At 60.9% G+C, this 20,872-nt stretch carries 18 protein-coding genes and 1 tRNA gene; 7 read left to right on the forward strand and 12 right to left on the reverse strand.

Features of this window, described 5'->3' with window-relative positions; all coding sequences use genetic code 11:
* Nucleotides 1-23: 23 nt before the first annotated feature.
* Entirely contained in the window at nt 24-968 is a 945-nt protein-coding gene (locus tag RMR13_RS12965) for a Tim44 domain-containing protein (RefSeq protein WP_310601047.1), read from the forward strand.
* A gap of 382 nt (nt 969-1,350) precedes the next feature.
* Here RMR13_RS12965 and RMR13_RS12970 read toward each other — a convergent pair whose 3' ends face one another.
* From RMR13_RS12970 to RMR13_RS13015, 10 genes are all read right to left on the reverse strand, one after another.
* Nucleotides 1,351-2,268: an electron transfer flavoprotein subunit alpha/FixB family protein gene (locus tag RMR13_RS12970; RefSeq protein WP_310601048.1), complete on the reverse strand. Its 918-nt coding sequence runs from the start codon at nt 2,266-2,268 to the stop codon at nt 1,351-1,353.
* Between the two features lie 9 nt (nt 2,269-2,277).
* A complete protein-coding gene (locus RMR13_RS12975; protein WP_310601049.1) occupies nt 2,278-3,048 on the reverse strand; it encodes an electron transfer flavoprotein subunit beta/FixA family protein in 771 nt (256 codons plus the stop codon).
* A 43-nt stretch (nt 3,049-3,091) separates the two neighbouring features.
* Entirely contained in the window at nt 3,092-5,089 is a 1,998-nt protein-coding gene (locus RMR13_RS12980; RefSeq protein WP_310601050.1) for a heterodisulfide reductase-related iron-sulfur binding cluster, read from the reverse strand.
* A gap of 139 nt (nt 5,090-5,228) precedes the next feature.
* Nucleotides 5,229-6,374: an acyl-CoA dehydrogenase gene (locus RMR13_RS12985; RefSeq protein WP_310601051.1), complete on the reverse strand. Its 1,146-nt coding sequence runs from the start codon at nt 6,372-6,374 to the stop codon at nt 5,229-5,231.
* A 176-nt stretch (nt 6,375-6,550) separates the two neighbouring features.
* The gene (locus RMR13_RS12990) at nt 6,551-7,000 is read right to left on the reverse strand and encodes a PaaI family thioesterase (protein WP_310601052.1); all 450 of its coding nucleotides are present in this window, start codon (nt 6,998-7,000) and stop codon (nt 6,551-6,553) included.
* Nucleotides 7,001-7,060: 60 nt separating this feature from the next.
* Nucleotides 7,061-7,912, reverse strand: a complete 852-nt coding sequence (locus tag RMR13_RS12995; protein ID WP_310601053.1) for a 3-hydroxybutyryl-CoA dehydrogenase — start codon at nt 7,910-7,912, stop codon at nt 7,061-7,063.
* A 66-nt stretch (nt 7,913-7,978) separates the two neighbouring features.
* Complete coding sequence (locus RMR13_RS13000) at nt 7,979-9,274, reverse strand: acetyl-CoA C-acetyltransferase (protein WP_310601054.1); 1,296 nt, start codon at nt 9,272-9,274, stop codon at nt 7,979-7,981.
* Between the two features lie 34 nt (nt 9,275-9,308).
* Nucleotides 9,309-10,100 carry an enoyl-CoA hydratase-related protein gene (locus RMR13_RS13005; RefSeq protein WP_310601055.1) on the reverse strand — a complete coding sequence of 264 codons (792 nt, stop codon included), beginning with the start codon at nt 10,098-10,100 and terminating at the stop codon, nt 9,309-9,311.
* Nucleotides 10,101-10,630: 530 nt separating this feature from the next.
* Nucleotides 10,631-11,020 carry a RidA family protein gene (locus RMR13_RS13010; RefSeq protein WP_310601056.1) on the reverse strand — a complete coding sequence of 130 codons (390 nt, stop codon included), beginning with the start codon at nt 11,018-11,020 and terminating at the stop codon, nt 10,631-10,633.
* Nucleotides 11,021-11,026: 6 nt separating this feature from the next.
* Nucleotides 11,027-12,430 (reverse strand): FAD-dependent oxidoreductase, encoded by a 1,404-nt coding sequence (locus tag RMR13_RS13015; RefSeq protein WP_310601057.1) that lies wholly within the window; start codon nt 12,428-12,430, stop codon nt 11,027-11,029.
* A gap of 339 nt (nt 12,431-12,769) precedes the next feature.
* Here RMR13_RS13015 and orn point away from each other — a divergent pair, with 339 nt between their 5' ends.
* Nucleotides 12,770-13,315 carry an oligoribonuclease gene (gene orn, locus RMR13_RS13020; RefSeq protein WP_310601058.1) on the forward strand — a complete coding sequence of 182 codons (546 nt, stop codon included), beginning with the start codon at nt 12,770-12,772 and terminating at the stop codon, nt 13,313-13,315.
* Between the two features lie 80 nt (nt 13,316-13,395).
* Here orn and RMR13_RS13025 read toward each other — a convergent pair whose 3' ends face one another.
* Nucleotides 13,396-15,885 carry a glycogen/starch/alpha-glucan phosphorylase gene (locus RMR13_RS13025; RefSeq protein ID WP_310601059.1) on the reverse strand — a complete coding sequence of 830 codons (2,490 nt, stop codon included), beginning with the start codon at nt 15,883-15,885 and terminating at the stop codon, nt 13,396-13,398.
* A 279-nt stretch (nt 15,886-16,164) separates the two neighbouring features.
* A tRNA-Leu gene (locus RMR13_RS13030) sits at nt 16,165-16,251 on the reverse strand.
* Nucleotides 16,252-16,650: 399 nt separating this feature from the next.
* Between RMR13_RS13030 and RMR13_RS13035 the strand changes: the two genes are divergently transcribed.
* The 5 genes from RMR13_RS13035 to RMR13_RS13055 all read left to right on the forward strand — a co-directional run bounded on the left by RMR13_RS13035 (nt 16,651) and on the right by RMR13_RS13055 (nt 20,794).
* Entirely contained in the window at nt 16,651-17,622 is a 972-nt protein-coding gene (locus tag RMR13_RS13035; protein WP_310601060.1) for a bifunctional riboflavin kinase/FAD synthetase, read from the forward strand.
* Nucleotides 17,623-17,736: 114 nt separating this feature from the next.
* A complete protein-coding gene (locus RMR13_RS13040) occupies nt 17,737-18,369 on the forward strand; it encodes a tetratricopeptide repeat protein (RefSeq protein ID WP_310601061.1) in 633 nt (210 codons plus the stop codon).
* Nucleotides 18,370-18,374: 5 nt separating this feature from the next.
* Entirely contained in the window at nt 18,375-19,538 is a 1,164-nt protein-coding gene (locus RMR13_RS13045; RefSeq protein ID WP_310601062.1) for a DVU0298 family protein, read from the forward strand.
* Nucleotides 19,528-20,136, forward strand: a complete 609-nt coding sequence (locus RMR13_RS13050) for a tetratricopeptide repeat protein (RefSeq protein WP_310601063.1) — start codon at nt 19,528-19,530, stop codon at nt 20,134-20,136. The genes RMR13_RS13045 and RMR13_RS13050 overlap by 11 nt, the downstream gene beginning before the upstream one ends.
* Before the next feature lies 1 nt (nt 20,137).
* The gene (locus RMR13_RS13055) at nt 20,138-20,794 is read left to right on the forward strand and encodes a riboflavin synthase (protein ID WP_310601064.1); all 657 of its coding nucleotides are present in this window, start codon (nt 20,138-20,140) and stop codon (nt 20,792-20,794) included.
* Nucleotides 20,795-20,872 lie beyond the last annotated feature (78 nt).

Consider the following 20,872-nt stretch of genomic DNA (forward strand, 5'->3'; position numbering starts at 1 on the left):
ACCTTCTCGATGGACAATTCATTATGCTTGCCTTGCTCAAACGATTGACCCCCTTTCTTTTGGTCGTGTTTACCCTGACGCTCGTCGATGCCACCGTGTTCACTCCTGCCGCCGATGCCCGGTCTCAATCCGGGGGACGTTCGTTCAGCAGCCCCATGCGGCAGTCCGCTCCCCAACAAACTGCACCCGGTCAATTCGGCCAACAGCGGCAACAGCAACAGATGCAGCAACCGGGCGGCGGTTTTGGCCGGGGCCTGATGGGCGGCCTGGTCGGCGGTGCCTTGGGCGGCCTGCTCTTCGGCAGCATGTTCGGCATGGGCGGCAACGGTATCGGCATCGTGCCCCTGCTGCTTCTGGGCGGTGTGGGCTATTTTCTCTACAAGCGGTTCGTCAACCGGCCACCGGCCCCTTCCTCGGCCGGATACCAATCCCCCGGTTCCAGCAGATTCCAGGCCGAACAATCCCCTTTTGGCGGCGGTTCGGTCCCGCCTGTGCCGCCGATCCGCGAGGTGCACACCGCGGAGCAGGGATTGGCGGAGATTCGGCAGACCGATCCCGGATTTGACGATAAATATTTCCTCGAAGTGGCTTCGGACGTCTTCTTCAAGGTGCAGGCCGGGTGGATGCGCCGGGATCTGGATTCCTACCGGCATCTGTTGGGCACCCAGTTGGCCGCGGAGTATGAGGGGCATTTTGCCCGGATGCGCGAATCCGGTCGAATCAATAAACTGGAAAGCATCGCCATCCGCAGGTTGGAGATTGTGGATGCCGGTTGCAACAATGGCGAGGATTATGTCACCGTGCTGTTCACCGCCAACCTGCTCGACTATACCGTGGACGACAAAACCGGCGCCCTTATCGAGGGCAGCATGACCGAGCCGGTGAAATTTGCCGAGCAATGGACCTGGGCCCGGCCGGTTCTCACCGAGGATTGGAAACTCGAGGGCATTCAGGTCGTCGAAGGCTGAATCCCTTTCTGGCCGCCAAAACTTGGAAGCCGTCTCCCGTTTGGGAGGCGGCTTTTTTTATTTCTGCGTCCCATCGGACTTCAGTCAGGCTCGTTCGCTGGCAATCGACGGTGTTCTTGACGCTCCGGAAAGCCGTTTGCTCAAGTGATATTTCTCACCGCGTTCGACATGTGGCCAGGCGTCATCCTTGTCCCGAACGTCCTTTGTTTGTCGTTTCGACGAACGTAAAGAGGAGAAATATCAAGAGGTTTCAATAGAACCGTATTTTCCGACGGGGTTGGAGCGGCGCTGGCAGGACGAGGGTTCTGCAAAAAAAAACGCCGCGCGGCCAGGGAGGCCACGCGGCGTTGGTTGCTAAACAAGCAAGCGGTTGAAAACCCGCCTAGCGCGCGTTGAGCTTTTCGGTCAGCACTGGCAGGAATTGCTTGAGGTCGGCCACTACCAGAACACTGGCTACCTCGCCGATGGGGGCATCTTTGTCGGTGTTGATGGCAACGATGAAATCCGATTTTTTCATGCCGGCCAGGTGCTGGATGGCGCCTGAAATACCGCAGGCCACGTAAAGCTTCGGGGTGACCGTGCTACCGGTGGTGCCGACTTGCCGATTGTGCTCGACCCAACCGGCATCGACCACCGGCCGGCTGGCGCCGTATTCGCCGCCCAGGGCCTTGGCCAGGGCCTGCACCATGGCCACGTTCTCCGGCTTGCCCACGCCGCGGCCGGCACTGACGATGATCTCTGCCTTGGTCAGGTCCACGCCCTCGATTTTGGCGGCCTCATAGCCGGTGCACTGCACCTTGCCGGTGGCACCGGTATCGATCGCCACCACGGTCGGCGTGCCTTCGGGTTCGCCTTCCAGGCCGAAAGCGCCCGCCTGAATGGTCAGCACGGTCCGGCCGGTGGTGGATTTGATACTGCGCCGCAGCTTGGCGTTGCAGACCGGGACAACCGGCAGACCGTTTTCAACGGCAATGATTTCGGAAATCTGCGCCGCCTGAAGCGCCACGGCGATGCGCGGAGCCAAATCCCAGCCGTACGAGGAATGCAGAAAGACAATCTGGGTCGGTTGTTCCTTGTCGATCACCTCCAAAAGCAGTTGCTTATGCACGGTGGGGTTGTATTCGCCATGCTTGGCCGCATCGGCCAGATACAGGGTGCCGTTGAACTTGGGAAGTTCGCCGGCGCTGCCCACGAGGAACATGGCCGCCTCGGTCTGCTGTTGTTGAGCGAAGGCGATCAGTTGGCTATATTCGGCGCGCAGTTTTCCTTCCCGGAATTCCGCCACAAGTAAGGTCTTCATGAATCTCTCCTAGGCCAAAACAGAGGTTTTTTCTTTGAGCAGCTGAATCAGTTTGTCAGCCAGTTCGGGAATCTCGCCTTCCAGCACCAGGCCGCCGCCCTTCTTCTCGGGAAAATAGCAAGCCGCTGTTTCCTGCCGGGCACCGATGCCGCCGGTGTCGGGAGCCAGGGCGAGCAGCTCTTTTTTCTTGGCCTTCATGATGTTGGGCAGGGTCGGATAGCGGGGAGTGTTGAGACCCAGCTGACAGGTGAGCACCACTGGCGCGGTGGCCGTGACTAGGGCCTTGCTCCCCCCTTCCAATTCGCGTTTGACCTGGATGGAGCCGTTGTCGTAGGCAAAATCGACAATGGTGGTCACCGCCGGGATGCCGAGCAACTCCGCCACCATCACCCCGACCTGGGCGCTGCCGCGGTCCTGCGACTGCATGCCGGTGAAGATGATGTCGAAATTCTTGTCCTTGGCGAAACCGGCAATCATGGTGGCGATGGTGATCGGCTCGCGTTGGGCAGAATCCGGATCGGTGATGTGCACCCCCCGGTCGCAGCCCATGGCCAGAGCTTTCTTGATGGATTCGGTCACTTGGTCCGGACCGATGCACAGCACGGTCAGGTCGGCATCCTTGACCTGCTCCTTCAGCCGTACCGCCTGCTCGACGGCATACTCGTCGTACTCGTTCATTCGCCAGGCCAGGTCCGCCCGGTCATACCAGGTGCCCTCGCCGTTGATCTTGAATTTCGATTCCATGTCTGGAACCTGTTTGATGCAGATCAGTATGTTCATTGTGCTCCTCCAGCAATCAGATTCGACTCTAATGGTTTTTCTTCTATGCATTTTCCGAGGCGAGCCGCTCGGCCAGCACCTCGGCTATATCCCTGGGACGTAATTGTTCCTCGACATTGGCACCCTTGACGCCGTCCTCGAACATGGTCAGGCAGAAGGGACAGTTGGCCAACAACTGCCCGGCACCGGTCGTCACGGCCATCTGCACGCGCTTGACGTTGATTCGCTCGCCCAGTTTTTCCTCGGCCAGAATCCGCCCGCCGCCCGCGCTGCAGCAAAAGGCCTGGTCCCGATTTTTTGCCATTTCAACGATCCGGCCGCCCATCGATCGGATCAGTTTCCGCGGGGCATCGTACAGACCGTTGTGCCGGCCGAGATAGCATGAGTCGTGATAGGTGCAGGCAAAGTCCTCGGCCTTGATCGGCAGCTTGCCGCCGGTAACCAATTCTTCGAGGAAGAGGGCATGGGGAACGACCTCGATGTCGAAATCGAAATCGCGGTAGTCCTTGGTCAGGGTGTTGAAACAGTGGGGACAGGTGGTGACGATTTTTTTGACGCCGTATCCCTTGATGATCTCCACGGTTTCCATGGCCAAGGTCTGGTAGAGATATTCGTTGCCCATCTTCCGCATCGGCTCACCGCAGCATTTCTCCTCCTTGCCGAGGATGCCGACCTTGATGCCGGCGGCCTGGCAGAGCTTGATAAAGCTGGTGGCCACCGCGATATTACGTTTGTCGAACGAGGCGTAACAGCCGACAAAATACAGCACATCCACCTCGGGGTCCTCGGACAGCGGTTTGACGCCCAGAGGCTCGGCCCAGTCGCCGCGCGAGGCATAGCCCATACCCAGCGGGTTGCCGTTGACTTCGGTCTGCTCCATGGCGGCCATGACCTCCTCGCCAGGGAATTCGCCTTCCATCAGCACCAAGTTGCGCCGCATCTCGACTATTTTTCCCACGTGCTCGATGGATGCCGGGCAGATGTCCTGACAGGCACGGCAGGTGGTGCAGGCCCAGATGGCCTCGCGGCCGATGGTCTCGATCAGGTTGGCATCCGGCTTGGCAAAGGCGACCTCGCCGATCTGGTTGACGACCTGCATCGGTGACAGGGGCTTGCCGGTGGCGTAGGCGGGGCACCGGTCCTGGCACCGCTTGCACAGCGTGCAGGCGTCGGCGTCGAAAATGTCCTTCCAGCGCAAATCGGCCAGTTCGTTGGCGCCGAATTTCTCCGTGTTTTCGTCTTCGAGGTTGACCGTGCTCAATTTGCCGACCGGTCCGAGGTCGGCAAAAAAGGCGTTGGCGCTGGTGGTGAGGATATGGCGGAATTTGGAGTAGGGGAGGACGGCGATGAACGCGAGGGCCAGCAGGAGATGGAACCACCAGAGCCCGGTATGCAGGGTCCGCAGCCCGGGTTCGCCCACTCCGGCCAGCAGGGCGGCCACGCCCCAACCGACCGGAGACCAGGCCGCCAGTTGGGGCACGTACAATTCGGTGACCGCCATGCGGGCGCCCTCGATCAGAAAACCGGTGATCAGGATGGCGAACAGCAGGCCGTGCATGAGGGCGTCGTCGCCTTTGGTCACCAGGCCCTGCGGCCGGACCATATACCGCCGCACCAGCAGGCCGGCCAACATCAGGATGGCCGTCAGGCCGGCCAGGTCAAGGGTCAGGGAAAAGAGTTTGTAGAAGGTCCCCTTGAGAAATTTGATGCCGAACAGCAGGTCGGAAAAATCGGCCTGAAGGACGATCAGGGTCGTGCCGATGAACAGGACGAAAAAACTCCAGAAAAAAAGCGCATGGGCCGTGCCGGCGCCCGGCACCCGAGAAACCTTGGTCTGCAGGAGCACCGTCTCCAGCATGTGCTTGATCCGTTCGCGCCGCTGGTCAGTCCGGTCCAGCGGCTGTCCGAGGCGGTAGACCTTAAGCCGCTTGACCAGGCCGAGGGCAAAAATAGCCACGGCCACCAGCAGCAGGCCGTACATAGGGGCCAAGGTCGCGAACCCATGACCGACATTCCAATAAATTTCACGGGTAAACTCCATCCCGGCTCTCCCTTCCTACCCAACAACGGATGTTGTGTTCATGCTTTTACAGAAGAAGAGAGGCGGCTGACGCCGTTGCTCTCTTCTTGGCAAGACCGTTCCATCAAGCAATGCGGCCGTCATGCGGCCGTAGGACGACTTATTTGACCAATGCCGCCCCGATGACCACGCGTTGCACCTCGCTGGTGCCTTCGTAGATTTCGGTGATCTTGGCGTCGCGCATCATCCGCTCGACCGGGAATTCGCGGGTGTAGCCGTAGCCGCCGTGGAGCTGCACCGATTGGGTGGTGACCCGCATGGCGGTTTCCGAGGCAAAGAGCTTGGCCATGGCCGAATCTTGGGAGTAGGGCAGGCCGGCGCTGGCTTTGTAGGCGGCGTTATAGATCAGCAGACGCGCGGCCTCAATCTGGGTGGCCATGTCCGCCAGCTGGAACGACACACCCTGGAAGGCGGCGATCGGCTTGTTGAACTGCTCGCGCTCCTTGGTATAGGCGCAGGCGGCATCGAAGGCCCCCTGGGCGATGCCCAGAGCCTGGGCGGCAATGCCGATGCGGCCGCCGTCCAAGGTTTTCATGGCCACCTTGAATCCCTGGCCTTCTTGGCCGAGCAGGTTCTCGGCGGGGATGCGGCAGTTTTCAAACACCAACTCCATGGTGGGGGAGGAGCGAATGCCCATCTTCTTTTCCTTCTTGCCGAAGGAGAAGCCGGGGGTCCCTTTCTCGACGATGAAGGCGCTGATGCCCCGGTGCTTTTCGGCGGATTTGTCGGTCCGGGCCAGTACCACGTAGATCTCGGCTTCACCGGCATTGGTGATGAAAATCTTGGAACCGTTGAGAATCCAGTCGTTGCCGTCACGGGTGGCGGTGGTTTTGGTGCCGCCGGCATCGGAGCCCGCGGACGGCTCGGTCAGGCCGAAGGCGCCGATTTTCTCGCCCTTGGCCAGAGGAGTCAGGAATTTCTGCTTCTGGGCCTCGGTGCCGAACATGTAGATGGGGTTGGCGCAGAGGGAGAGATGCGCCGACAGGGTGACGCCGGTGGAGCCACAGACCCTGGAGAGCTCTTCGACGGCAATGGCGTAGCTGATGTAGTCGGCTCCGGCGCCGCCGTATTCTTCCGGAAACACGATCCCGGTCAGGCCCAGTTCGGCCAGCCGGTCGAACATCAGAGCCCGGTCGAAACGTTCGGTCTCGTCCCGTTCGGCGGCGGAAGGCGCGACCTCGGTCTCGGCAAAGCTTCTTACCATGTCGCGGATCAGTTTCTGCTCTTCGGTCAATTCAAAATTCATGTTGTTCTCCCCCTGAATAATGGTGTGTTTTTCGACTTTGCGATGGGCATGCGGGTTGCCGCCCCAGCCGAAACAGCGTTGGTTTCTTCTCCGGCAGGAATCCGCCGCCCCAGGCGGATCTCCTATCCCTTCGTGTCGGTGGCGCGTAAAACGCGCCTTATCGGCGTGCGTCTCCCTTATTCTTGTCCCTTGATCTGAATATAGAGGACCGAGCCCTTGGCGCAGAGCGTTCCGGCCGCAGCCAAGCTCAGCTCGACCGTCACTTTCCGGCCCTTGATCTCGACCACCTTGCCGCGCACCTCCAATTCCGTGTTAATCGGGGTGGGGGCCAGATAGTCCACTTTCAGGGACGCGGTGACAAAACGCGAGATCGGCTTGCCCTCTTCCCTGGCCTTGGCGGCCGCCGCAGTGCCGGCGCCGTGGCAGTCGATCAGCGAGGCGATCATGCCTCCGTACAGAAAGCCCGGAAAACCACCGGTATATTTGGGGTCCGGGGTGAAGCGGCAAACCGTCTCCTCCCCGTCCCAATAGCTTTTCAGATGATGTCCCTGGGGATTGAGCCGACCGCAGCCATAGCAATGGGCATAGTCGTCGGGATACTGATCCTGAAATGCCAGTTCGCTCATCGTCGTCTCCTCTGCGAAAGCTGCCCGGCCGCGTCGGCCGGGATTCCCCTGCTGTTCGCTTTATTTATAAATATAAAAACCCTGTCCGGTCTTGCGGCCCAGCCAACCGGCCTCGACATACTGCCGCAGCAACGGGCAGGGGCGGTATTTGGAGTCGCCCAGTCCCTGGTGCAGGGTGTTCATGATGGCCAGGCAGGTGTCGAGGCCGATGAGATCGGCCAGGGCAAGCGGCCCCATGGGATGGTTCATCCCCAATTTCATCACCGTGTCGATGTCCTCTTTGGTGCCGACGCCATGATACAGGCAGAAAACCGCCTCGTTGATCATCGGCATGAGGATGCGGTTGGCGATGAAGCCCGGAAAATCGTTGGATTGGGCCGGGGTTTTGTCCATCCGCTTGGTCAACTCGAGGGTGATGGCCAGGGTTTCGGGCGAGGTGGCCAGCCCGCAGATGACCTCCACCAGCTTCATCACCGGAACCGGGTTCATGAAGTGCATGCCGATCACCTTGGTCGGCCGCTTGGTGTGCGAGGCGATGCGGCCGATGGGGATGGAAGAGGTGTTGGAGGCCAGGATGGTGTGCGGCGGGCAGATCTCTTCCAGCGTCTCGAAAATCTTGAATTTGATCGATTCGTTCTCGGAGGCGGCCTCGACCACGTACTCGGCGGCGGCCAAGTCCTTGAGATCGGTCGTGGCCTTGATGCGGCCCAGGATGGCATCCTTGTCGGCGGCGGCCAGTTTGCCCTTGTCGACGTTGCGCTGGAGATTCTTGGCGATGGTGGCCAAGCCGCGTTCAACGAATTCCTGCTTGATGTCGTGCATGATGACGGACAGACCGCTGGTCGCGGCCACCTGGGCAATACCGTTGCCCATCTGGCCGGCGCCGATCACTCCGAATGTTTTCACTTCCATAACCACTCTCCCTTGTCCTGAAAGATATATGAATCCGGCCGGGGCGTCCGGCCGCGAAGTCGAAACCTATTTGTTCGGATTGCCAATTACCATGGCCATGCCCATGCCGCCGCCGATGCACATGGAAATCAGGCCGGTGGCGCAGCCGGTGCGCTGCATGTGGTGAATGGCGGTGACCATTTGCCGGGCCCCGGTGCAGCCGATGGGATGGCCCATGGAGATACCGCTGCCCAGTTGGTTGGGCTTTTCCACATCGATGCCCAACTCCAGCATGCAGCCGATGGCTTGAGCGGCGAAGGCCTCGTTGAGCTCGATCATCTCGATGTCGGCTATGATCTTGCCGCACTGCTTGAGCGCCTTCAGGATGGCCGGCACCGGGCCGAGCCCCATGTAGGCGGGGTCAAGCCCGCCGGAGGCGAAGCCCTCGATGGTGGCCAGCGGCTTGAGGCCAAGCTGTTTGGCCTTGGCAGCGCTCATCATCAGGACCGCGGCCGCCCCGTCGTTGATGCCCGAGGCGTTGCCGGCCGTCACCGTGCCGTCCTTGGCAAAGGCCGGCCGGAGTTTGGCCATTTTTTCCATGGAGGTTTCCATGGGCCGTTCGTCTTGGGCGAACAGCACCTCCTGCCTGCCCGCCTTCACCGGAATCGGGACGATCTCGTCCGCGAACAGGCCCTCCTTGATGCCCCGCAAGGCGCGGGCGTGGCTGAGCACGGCCAGGCGGTCCTGGTCTTCGCGGCTGATATTGTACATCCGGGCGATATTCTCGGCGGTGACCCCCATGTGGTACCCGTAGAAGATTTCGTAGAGGCCGTCGTAGACCATCAGGTCATACACTTCGCCGATGCCGGTGAGCTCCATGCGGTGGCCCCAGCGGGCTTTGGGCAGGGCCATGGGCACCATGGACATGTTTTCCTGGCCGCCGGCCAGGATCACCTCGGCCTGGCCGGTCATGATCGCCTGGGCGCCCAAGGCAATGGCCTTGAGGCCGGAACCGCAGACCTTGTTGATGGTGAAGGCCGGCGTTTCCTTGGCAAGCCCGGCCCGCACCATGGCTTGGCGAGCCGGATTCTGCCCCTGGCCGGCCTGGAGGACGTTGCCCATGATCACTTCGTCGATGTCGATCGGGGTGGCGGCGCTCTCCCATGCGCCGGCCCCGGTTTCCAGTTCGATCAGTCCCTGCCCCTGCAGCTTGCCGGGGGCGAGTGCCAACAGGTCGGGACCGGCGGCCGGCCGGAGTCCGACCTTGCGCAGGGTCTCCCGCATGACGCTGGCCCCGAGCTTGACCACGGGGGTATCCTTGAGGCTGCCGCCAAAGGCGCCAACCGCTGTCCGGCTGCCACTGACAATCACCACTTCGTTCATATCGCTCTCCTCCCTTGGGGTTTCAGCTCTGGCGTCAGTCGTTGAGGCCACCGGCGAAAACCGGCTTGCGTTTTTCCAAAAAGGCGCCCGTCCCTTCCTTGGCATCCTGGCTGGCCAGGCAAAGGGCAAAGGCGTCCCGCTCAATGGCAAGTCCGGTGACCAGGTCGGCGTTGAGCCCCTGGTTCAGGGTTTGCTTGGCCGCGCACAGCGAGGCCTTGCCCTTGCCGGCGATCAATTTTGCGGTCTCGTTGGCAGCCGCCATCAATTCCTCGGGGGCGAAGATCTTGTTGACCAGGCCGATCTCCTTGGCCTCGACGGCGGTCAGGTGCTTGCCGGTAAAGATCATCTCCTTGGCCCGGTTGGCCCCGATCAGGCGCGGCAGGCGCTGGGTGCCGCCAAATCCGGGAATGACGCCGAGACTGATCTCGGGCAAGCCGAAAATCGCCTTGTCGGAAGCATAGATGAAATCGCAGGCCAGGGCCATTTCGCAGCCGCCGCCCAGGGCATAGCCGTTGACCGCGGCGATTGCCGGAATGGCGAGTGCTTGCAGCCTGCCGATGACGTCCTGGCCGCGCTGGGCGAATTTCTTGGCGCCAAGGGGCGTCAGGGTGACTATTTCGGTGATATCGGCGCCGGCGACAAAGGCTTTTTCGCCGGAACCGGTGAGGATGAGAACGCGGATGCTTTCGTCTTTTTTGATGCTTTCGAGGGCATCGGCGAATTCTTCGAGTAGGATGGTGTTGAGGGCGTTGAGGGCTTTGGGCCGGTTGAAGGTCAGGGTTGCAATGCCTTCGCCACAGGTAAGTTCAATGGATGTGTAGGCCACCGTTTCCTCCTAGTTGGGGTGAGAAGAAAGCGCATAAAAAAAGGGCGCAGGGAGGTCGCTCGCACACGAACCCCTTACCCGTTTATGGCAAAAGAGCGTAGCTGATGCCCGCGTTTTTCGTAACCTATGAGCGAAGTTGGGCTTCCGGCGGAACGGGTCGAAAACAGGGGGCCGCAAAGTGCGTAATTTCTATTTCAAAAGTGTCGGGCTGTCAAACGTTTTTTGGCTTTTTCCGGGCGCCTGTGCCCTCGGTAGAATGCCGGGGAACGCGCCCAGCACTCTGCTGGAAACAGGGAAAGGGCACACGGTGCCGGCATCCGGTGCAAGGTTCGGGACGAATTCGGCCGGAACGCGGACAAGGCGTTGATGGCACATGGTGGTATTGATGGGGGAGGGGGATAGCCAACCCGGAGCAACTGTCCGGCGATGCGATCTAGCCACAAGGTGGTGGCGGCCAGCATGCCCGGGATGGAGTCGCGGTGCATGGGCCAAGCAAAAAAAAACAGCGACGGGTCGGTTGGCGTTTGTGTCTACAGGGCGATGATCGCTTCGGCTTCGATGGAGGCACCCAGGGGCAGGGCCGCCACCTGCAAGGCACTGCGCGCCGGATAGGGTTCGGAGAAATAGTGGGCGTAGACGGCGTTCACCCGCTGGAAATGGGAGATGTCGGTAAGGAAGACCGTCACTTTCACCGCCTTGTCCAAGCTGGTGCCGGCTGCCTCGGCAATGGCGGACAGGTTGCGGAAAACCAGGTGGGCATGGTCTTCGATGCTCCCCTCCGGGATGGTTCCGGTCAGGGGATCAAGGGGAATGGCGCCGGAAGTGAACAGCAGGGTATCGGTGGCCATGGCCTGGGAATAGGGGCCGATGGCGGCCGGAGCTTTGTCGGTGGTGACCGGGGTTCTCGTCGCGGTTGGCATGGTTGTTCACTCCTTGCGCCGGCGGGCGGCGATCGCCTTCGCGGCAATCAGGCCGGTTGCAGCGGCGGAGACGATGTTGCCCGCCACCCCGGGACCGTCACCGGCGACATACAGGCCCGAAATCGCGGTTTCGAGTTCGTGGTTGGTGTCCACTTGGGTGGCGAAGAACTTTATTTCCGGGGCATAAAGCAAGGTTTCGTCGTTGGCGACCCCGGGGATGATCTGGTTGAGCTGGTCCAGGCCGTCGACCAGGTTGGTAAGAATCCGCTCGGGCAGGGCCATGGCGATATCGCCGCAGACCACGTTCTTCAGGGTCGGCTCGATGGTGCTGTTGCGGATGCGGTTCCAGGTGGAACGCCTCCCCCGTTTGAGATCGCCGTAGCGCTGCAGAATCGGCTTGCCGCCGCCGATCAGGGTGGCCAGCTTGCCGATGGATTCGCCGTAGGCCTGGTTGTCTTCCACCGGGTCGGTCAGCACCACCTTGGACAGAAAGGCGAAGTTGGTGTTGTCGGATTTGCGGTCCGAGCGGGCGTGGCCGTTGACACAGACGAAATCCTGGTAGTTCTCCAAGGCGACGTAGCCGCCGAAATTGGTGCAGAAGGTGCGGGTCTGGTCGTCGTATTTGGCGGTGCGGATGAAAAAGGTGGGATCGTAGATGATCGAGCAGAGATCCTGCATGATCTCGTTGTGCACTTCAACCCGAACCCCCACCTCGATGCCGCGTTGCGACACCCGGATGTTGCTGCGGCCGGCAAGGCCGGCAACCCATTCGGCCCCTGCCCGGCCCGGCGCCAGAACGACCGAATCGGCGCGGTAGGTGCCCCGCTCCGTTTCCACTCCCGTCACCCGGCCACGGTGGACGAGGATGTCCCGGACCGCTTCGGCATGGTGGAAGCGGACCCCTTGTTGTTCCATGTGGCGGACCATGGCTTCGATGTGCCGGGGCAGGTTGTCGCTGCCGAGGTGCTTTTGTCTGATCAGCAATAACTCGATGCCGCTTTTGCGGGCCTCCTTGCGGAGGGCCCGGGCCTGTTCCATATCGGTGGGATAGACCTGGCCGTCCATGTCGAAACGATTGAAGATGGACTCGGTTTCGTCGATCAGGGCGCAGGCGTCGGCAATGCCGAGGAACTGGGTCAGGTCGGTCTTGCCCAATTTATGGATGAAGTTGAGTTTGCCGTCGGAAAAGAGACCAGCACCGCCAATGCCGCACAGGATGTTGCACGGCTGGCAGTGGGCGCAGCCTTTTTCCCCGATCGGGCAGGTCCGTTTCAGGGATGGCTTGCCCTTTTCTATCAACAGGATGCGAAGCGGGGTGTGCTCGCTGAGATGGTAGGCGGCGAACAACCCGGCCGGGCCTCCGCCGACAACGATCACGTCGTACTGCTGTCCGGTGCTGGTCGGGGGCATGGCGCTCCATGGGGTGGGGGAAAACGGTCCGCGGTCGCGAACGGTTGCACTTCGTGGGCAATTTTACCGGCGTTGCGGTTGGCTGTTCGTTCGTTCTGCCATATTTTATCCGGGAAGGCCATCGAATTTTTCCCCGGCAGGGCGAGGGGCGAGGCGGCTGTTTCCTGTTTGGTTATGGGGGATTTCTTTTAAGGGAAAGAGGGCCCGTGGCTGCATCTTCCCGGATGAAAGCCCGGAAAGAAAGAAGAAAAAAGGTTGAAGCGAAAACCAGGCTGTGGTCCACTGAAAGGATAAGGAAGGGGGGCCCTGGTGCAGCGAGACGGAAGGAATCCGAATGCGATGAAAGACGACGGCAATCTGGTGTGGATCGACCTGGAAATGACCGGGTTGAACCCCCTGACCGACAGCATCCTGGAAGTGGCGACGGTGGTGACCAGCTCCCGCCTGGACATCCTGGCCGAGGGGCCGGTTATCGCCATTCATCAGCCGGAAGAGGTGCTTGCCGCCATGGACGCCTGGAACTGCAAGCACCACCGCGATTCAGGCCTGATCGAGCGGGTGCGCGGCAGCTCCTACACCTACCGCGAGGCGGAACTCGAAACCTTGGAGTTCGTGAAACGATGGGTCGGGCGCCGGGTTTCGCCCATGTGCGGCAACTCGGTCTGGCACGACCGGCGGTTCCTGGCCCGCTTCATGCCGGAATTGGAACACTACTTCCACTACCGCAATATCGACGTGAGCACCCTTAAGGAACTGGCCCAGCGCTGGGCTCCGGAATTGCCCCGATTCATCAAGGAATGCCGGCACCTGGCCCACGACGACATCCGCGAGTCCATCGCCGAACTCAAACACTACGGCGATGTTTTCCTCAAGAAAGAGTTCTGAGATTCCGCACCATCCCCCTCTCTCCCGAAAGGGAGCGCGGCAGCTCAAGCGGCTGCCGCATCTTTGACAACCGCGTCCGCTTACTCCCCGACCTTTACCTGCCAGATTTTCTCGGCGTATTCCTTGATGGTTCGGTCGCTGGAGAATTTGCCCATGCGGGCCACGTTGAGGATCGACTTCCTGGTCCAGGTGGCGCGGTCGGTGTATAGCTCGCCCACCTGACGCTGGCACTGGAGGTATGACTCTAGGTCGAGCAGCAACAGATAGGGGTCGTTTTCGTTGAGGAGATCGTTGACCAGCGGCTGGAACTGTTCGGTGTCGCCGTTGCTGAACACGCCGTTGGCAATCGCCTCGACAATGGCCCGCACCTCGGGGTTGTTCTCATAAATCTGCCATGGGGTGCGCGACTTGCACTTCTTTTCGTACTCCGCCTCATCGGCGGTCATGCCGAAAATAAAAATGTTCTCCGGGCCCACTTCCTCGCGGATTTCGATGTTGGCGCCGTCGAGCGTGCCGATGGTCAGGGCGCCGTTGAGGGCGAATTTCATATTGCCGGTGCCCGAGGCTTCGGTCCCCGCGGTGGAAATCTGCTCGGAGAGATCGGCGGCCGGAATGATCCGTTCCGCCAGCGAGACGCAATAGTTGGGAATGAAGGCCACCTTCAGCCGGTTGCCGATGCGGGGGTCGTTGTTGACCACGGCTCCGACCGAGTTGATGAGTTTAATGATCTGTTTGGCCTTGTGATAGGAAGGCGCAGCCTTGCCGGCGAAAATAACGGTCCTGGGAGTGATCGGTTCGTCGGTGCAGGTGATCAGCCGCTGGTAGAGGTGAATCACGTGCAAAACGTTCAACAGCTGCCGTTTGTACTCGTGGATGCGCTTGACGTGGATGTCGAACAGGGTGTCCGGATCCACCTCGATGCAGCAGTCGGCGGCGATGATCTTGGCCAGCCGTTTCTTGTTGGCCAGTTTGACCGCCTGCCAGCGGCGGTGGAAGGATGGATCGTCGCTGTAGGCCTCCAGGCCGCGCAGTCGGTCGAGGTCCACGACCCAGTCGTAGCCGATTTTTTCGCCGATGAGCTGGGCCAGCCCCTGGTTGCATTTGAGCAGCCACCGGCGCGGGGTGATGCCGTTGGTCTTGGAATTGATTTTTCCGGGCCACATTTCGTCAAAATTGCGGAAGAGATAATTCTTCAGCAATTCGGAGTGGAGCGCGGCCACCCCGTTGACCGAATGGCTGCCGACAATGGCGAGATTGGCCATGCGCACCCGGCGCACCGGGCCTTCCTCGATCAGGGACATTTCCTGGATCTTCCGCATGTTTCCCGGATAGAGCAGGGCCACCTCGACCAAAAACCGCCGGTTGATCTCGTAGATGATCTCCAGGTGGCGCGGCAGCACCCGGCCCAGCATGCTGACCGGCCAGGTCTCGAGGGCTTCGGGCATCAGGGTGTGGTTGGTGTAGGCAAAGGTCTTAACGCAAATATTCCAGGCTTGCTCCCATCCCAGTCCCTCGATGTCGAGCAAAAGCCGCATCAGTTCGGGGATGGCGATGGCCGGGTGGGTGTCGTTGAGCTGCACCGCCACCTGGTTGGGGAAATCGTCGAAGGTGTCGTTATCCTTGCGGTAGCGGCGGAGAATATCCTGAAAAGTGGCGGCAACGAAGAAATACTGTTGCTTGAGGCGCAGTTCCTGGCCTTCGCTGATATCGTCGCTGGGGTAGAGGACCTTGGAAATCGTCTCGGATTTGACCTTGCTTTCCACGGCGCTGATGTAGTCGCCGGCATTGAAGGAGCGCAGGTCGAGTTCGCGCGAGGCCTTGGCCCGCCACAGACGCATGTTGATGACGTGGTCGTTGTTGAACCCCGGCACCAGCATGTCGCAGGCCATGGCCATGACGATTTCGGTATCGGCCCAGCGGGCTCGGAAGCGGCCGTTCTTGTCGGTGGTGGTGGTGACGTGGCCGTAGAATTGGACCGGATACATGAACGAGGTGCGCTCGTACATCCAGGGCGATCCCAGCCGCAGCCAGCTGTCGGGGGTCTCGACCTGGAAGCCGTCGACGATCTTCTGATTGAACAGGCCGAAATCGTAACGGATGCCGTAGCCATAGGCCGGTATCTTCATGGTGGCGATCGAATCCATGAAGCAGGAGGCCAGCCGGCCGAGGCCGCCGTTGCCCAGGGCCGCGTCTTCCTCGCATTCCCGCAGCCGTTCCAGATCGTAGCCCAACTGTTCCACCGCCTGCGTCACCTCGTCCAGCAGGCCCATGTTGATGATGGCGTTGCCCAGCGACCGGCCGACCAGGAATTCGAGCGAGAGATAGTACACCCGCTTCATCTTGCCGGCATAGAAGGTCTTTTGGGTCTTGATCCATTTTTCCATCAGCACGTCGCGCAGCGCGTAGGACAAGGCCCGGTAGACATCCGGATCGCCGGCCCGGTCCGGATCGCGGCCCTGGAAGCTCATCAGGTGATGCTGGATGCATTTCTTGAAATCCTCGACTCCGGTTCCCTGGAAGATGGAGGTATAGGCGTGATTACTGGCGGGATCGACAATCGGCTGGTCCATGGAAGTCTCCTGGAGGGGCAATCGGGTTGCGGGAAAATCGAATGAACGCCGTGGATGAACAGATACAGATGCCATTGTACCGGATAAACCGGCGCGCGGCAAATACGGTTTCGATATGGCGGGATTTATGCCGGCATATCGGTGCCGCTAGGAGACTTGGCCGGGACTTCGGAGAGGGGCAGGGGGCGGAAAGATGGCGGAAGGGCAAGAAAAAACCCCGAAAAATCAGTCGATTTTCCGGGGTTAAAGGATTTCCGTGGAAATCCGTCGATAATAAGATGGTGCCGAAGAGAAGACTCGAACTTCCACTGGGGAACCCCAACTAGACCCTGAACCTAGCGCGTCTACCAATTCCGCCACTTCGGCACTGCGGCAGCAAATATGCTCGCCGGCGGGGTGTTTGTCAAGCAATTCTTTGGCGAAGATGACAAATGTTTGCGTCTGCGGCGCGGAAACCGGGGTGTGGGAACGGTACGAGCCGGTGAAAACCGCAGGGGCGATTGCCGGTGTACCGGTTGAATAGATTGTTTTTTTTGGATAAAATATTGTGATTCCCGGTTGTTGCGGATCGAGGCCTCCGGCGCGGTCCCGTGGCCGGCGCCGCGCATCCTCGAAGCGCTCCTGTCCGGCAAAGGGCATGAACTGTTTGCGTGTTTTCCCGATTTGGGGTACATATCCTCCTTTCCATGGTTGCAAGGGAGTCCTGGCGCCGGGAATTCACTGTTTTGCTATACAACGAGTCCGCCGGAAGCCGGCGGAGCTTCCATGGAAATATTCACCGACCTCAATGAGATCGCGGCCCCTTTTTCGCGGGCGCACGTCACCATCGGCAACTTCGACGGAGTGCATCTCGGCCATCAGATGCTGTTCGATCTGGTGGTGACCCGTGCCCGGCAGAACAAGGGCACCAGCATCGCCGTCACCTTCGATCCGCATCCGCTCAAGGTGCTGAGCCCCCAGGGGATCCGGCTGATTTCGACCACGCCCCAGAAGATCGAGTTGATCGGTCGGGCCGGGATCGACGTGCTGGTCATCATCCCCTTCACCCGCGAGATGGCGATGACCACCGCGAATGAATTCGTGGACAAGGTGTTACTCGGCCGGCTGGGCATGCGCGATCTGGTGGTCGGCTACGATTACGCCATGGGCAAGGGCCGCCGGGGCGATACGGCTTTCCTGCGGCAACAGGGCGAGGAAAAAGGCTTTTCGGTGATGGTGATGCCCGCCCATTACGAGCAGGACAAGCTGGTTTCCAGCAGCCGGATCAGGGAATTGGTGGCTGCCGGCAAGATGGGGGATGTCCGCCGGCTGCTCGGCCGCTGGTATCAGATTCGCGGCGACGTGCAGTGGGGACGCCAGCGCGGAGGCCGGCAGCTCGGGTTTCCCACTGCCAATCTGTACCTGTCGGAAGAAGACCTCTGCCCCAAACGGGGCGTGTACGTCACCCAGGTGATCTACGACGGCAGACAGTATGGCGGCGTTTCCAACATCGGCTACAATCCGACCTTCGGCGACACGAGCCTGGTGGCGGAAACCCATATTTTCGATTTCAACGCCGATATTTACGGCCGGCCCCTGAAGATCAACCTCCTGCGGCACCTGCGCGGCGAGATCGCCTTTGACGGGATCGATGCCCTGTCCCGGCAGATCCGCCGGGACATCGAGGTGGCGCGCAAGGTGCTGGCCAAGGAACAGCAGAGAAGGCTGATCGCCTATCATCGGAATTCCGAGGCATGAGGCCGCTCTTGCATGCGGCCCGTTCGTGTCTATACTTTGGAGCACATTTTTGGCCGGATTGCCGGAATCTGCCGGCACAGGTTTGTCTAGTCACCCAATGAAAAGGTCGCACATATGACGGAAACACCAAAAACTGCCGATCTCGGGGCAGTAATCGAAGAACTGGAAAAGGTGGTGGCCGAGAAGCCGAACAATGTCATGGCCCGGCACCATCTCGGCCTGGTTTACCGGCAGGCGGGGCGGATCGACGAGGCCATCGCCCAATTGGAGAAGGCCATCGAGTTGGACAACCAATCCATGGAGTCGATGATCAACCTGGGTGCCATCTTCTTTGACCGGGGCGACACCGACCGCGCCCTGGAGCTGAACCATCAGGCCCTGGCCATCAGTCCGGACATGGCCGAGGCCCATGTCAATATCGGCCTCATCCGCCAGCACCGGGGCGAGGTCGACCAGGCCATCGCATGCTACAGCAAGGCGGTGCAGATCGATCCCAAGTTGATCACCGCCTGGATCAACCTAACCTCAGCCTACACCATGGTCGAGGAAGACGACAAGGCGGTGGAGGCGGCCCGCCAGGCCGTCACCCTGGAACCCGACTCCCCGATGGCCCGCAACAATCTGGCGGTCGCGCTTTATTTCAAGGGCGACTTTCGGGAGTCCGAGCGCAACATGGCAAAGGCCAGCGAACTGGGCTACAGCGTCGACCCCCGTTTCGTCGATGCCCTGAAGGCCAAGCTGGCGTAAGCGTCATGGGCAGCAAGGCGGAGGCGATCCTCAAACCCTGGTGTCCCTTCTGCGGCATGGATATCGGCCGGCCGACCGAGGGCATTCAGCGCAAGATGCGCGAGTTCCCCATGGGAACCTGCGAGTGCGGGGCGGTCTATGTCAGCGACACCACCGGGCACAACATCGGCGCGGCCATGGTCGAGTGCCTAGTCAGCGCCTGCAACGATCAGTGGGATCTCGCCTGGGAGTTGGTGCCCGAGGACGATTACCTGACCGGCACCATCGAGGATTACGACGAGGTGACCCATCAGGTGGTGCCCAAGCGGAATCTCGACGGCCGGGCCGTGCGCGGCATCCTTTATTTTGTCCGCTTGCACAAGGAAATGGCCGAATTGGTCAAGCGTTTCGAGCAACAGGTGGCTTCCCGGCCGGCCGCGCAGGCCGAAGAGGGGGCGGCACCGGCTGCTGCCCCGGTTGTTGCCGAACCGGCCACGGAGCCGAGCTGCGATCCCAAGCGGCCCAGGAAGCGGGTCGACAAGCAGATGGTCAAGGATCTGGCCCGCAGCGGCGATGTCGACGGGTTGGTGGCGCTTTATGCCGATGACCGCAAGGTGCTGCGCTATCTGCAGCGGCTTTTGTACGAACCCGAGGCCGGGATGCGCTATCGCATCGCCTGGGTGCTGGGGCAGGTGTGCGGGCGGGTGGCGACCCGCGAGCCCGGTCCGGTGGCGGATTTGCTCCACCGATTGTTCGAGGCCTGTTCCGATTCGGCGGCCAGTTCCTGGGGCATGGTCGAGTCGATCGGCGCGATCATCGCCGCCCGGCCCGACATCTACGGGGCCTTTACCCGCCACCTGTTTAATTTCATGGGCGATCCGGGGACCCGTGAGGCCGTGCTCTGGGGATTGGGCGAAATTGCCGTCACCCGGCCCGACCTGATCCGCAAAATCCCCTTTTACGCCCTGTTTCCGGTGCTCAACCATGCCGATCCGGTCTTCCGGGGCCTGACCCTGCGACTGCTGGGCCGGATCAAGGCCAAGGAAGCGGGCTTTCAGATCATGGGCCTGCAGCACGACACCACCCCCATCACCATTTACGAACAGGGGCAGCCGGTTCAGACAACCGTGGCCGAGCTGTGTGCCCAGGCCACCCGTTTCATTCATGAGGAAGAGCCCGATGGCAAATGAGTTTATCCAGCCGCTGCAGAACATTGGCCCGGTGGCCAAGGACAACGGCGGTGCGCAGGAAGAAGAGGACCAGGCCCGAAAAGACTACCGGGAAGGCCGCAAGCTGTATGGCGACGGCGAATATGCCCAGGCGGCCATCGCCTTCCACAATGCCCTCCGGGGTTTTGAGGAGCAGGGCGATCAGGCCGGCGTGGCCAACGCCTCCGACCGGCTGGGCGATGCCTGTCTGGCCCGCGACGAATATGCCATGGCGGTTGCCAACTATCAACGCGCCCATGACATCTGCGAAAAAGAAGACGACAGCTTTTCCGTCCTGGCACTGAACAAGAAAATGGCAGCCGCCTACCGCAAATTGGGCGATCAGGGCAAGGCGCTGGAATTGCTCTACGACATCCTGGAGCACTACCGCCTGACCAGCAACCCCAAGGGCGCGGTCGAGGTGCTGATCGTGATCGCCGAAACCTATCTCGAACAGGGGGAGCGGCTGAAGGGGGCCGACGCCTACCGTTCGGTGGCCAGCATCCATGCCCGGTTCAAGCATGCGCGCCTGGCCGAAGAATTCACCAAACGAGCCGTCGAGTTGGAGCAGGGAGAGTAAGATGTTCACCGGGATCATCCAAGGGCTGGGCACGCTGTTTGAGAAGCGCCCGTCCGGAGGCGGCATGATCTTCGGCATCGAGGCGGGGTTTGCCTTCACCGACCCGGAGGAAGGCGAGTCGATCGCGGTCAACGGCGCTTGCCTTACGGCCCGGGATATTCAGGGAAACAGGTTTTATGCCGATGTCTCGCCGGAGAGCTTGAACCGCACCGGATTGGGCCGGTTGCAGGCCGGTTCCAAGGTCAACCTGGAGCGGGCGCTACGGCTCAGCGACCGTCTGGGCGGTCACCTGGTCAGCGGCCATGTCGACGCCCAAGGGCAGCTCCGCCAGCGGCGTCCGGCCGGCGATTTCACCCTGTTCACTTTTTCCCTTGATCCGGGCTTGACCAGATATGTCATTGAAAAGGGATCGATCACCATCAACGGCGTCAGCCTGACGGTGAACAGCTGCGACCGCGACCGGTTTTCGGTGTCCATCATCCCGCATACCCTGGCGATAACCACCTTGGGCGGGCTTAAGGAGGGGGATTGGGTCAACATTGAGGTCGACATGATCGGCAAGTACGTGGAAAAGTTGCTGGCCGGGCAAACGTCGGGAAGCGGGGGCCAATCCCGCATCAATCCCGGGTTTCTCGCCGAGCATGGCTTTTTGAGATAGCCCGGGGAGGCTCATTCCGGGGCGTGGATGTGGGTTTTGAATGGGGCGCGGTGCGTCCCTGTCTTGATGAGGCAAGGT

Origin of the sequence: Desulfobulbus sp. (genome assembly GCF_031547805.1) — a bacterium.
Lineage (GTDB): Bacteria > Desulfobacterota > Desulfobulbia > Desulfobulbales > Desulfobulbaceae > Desulfobulbus.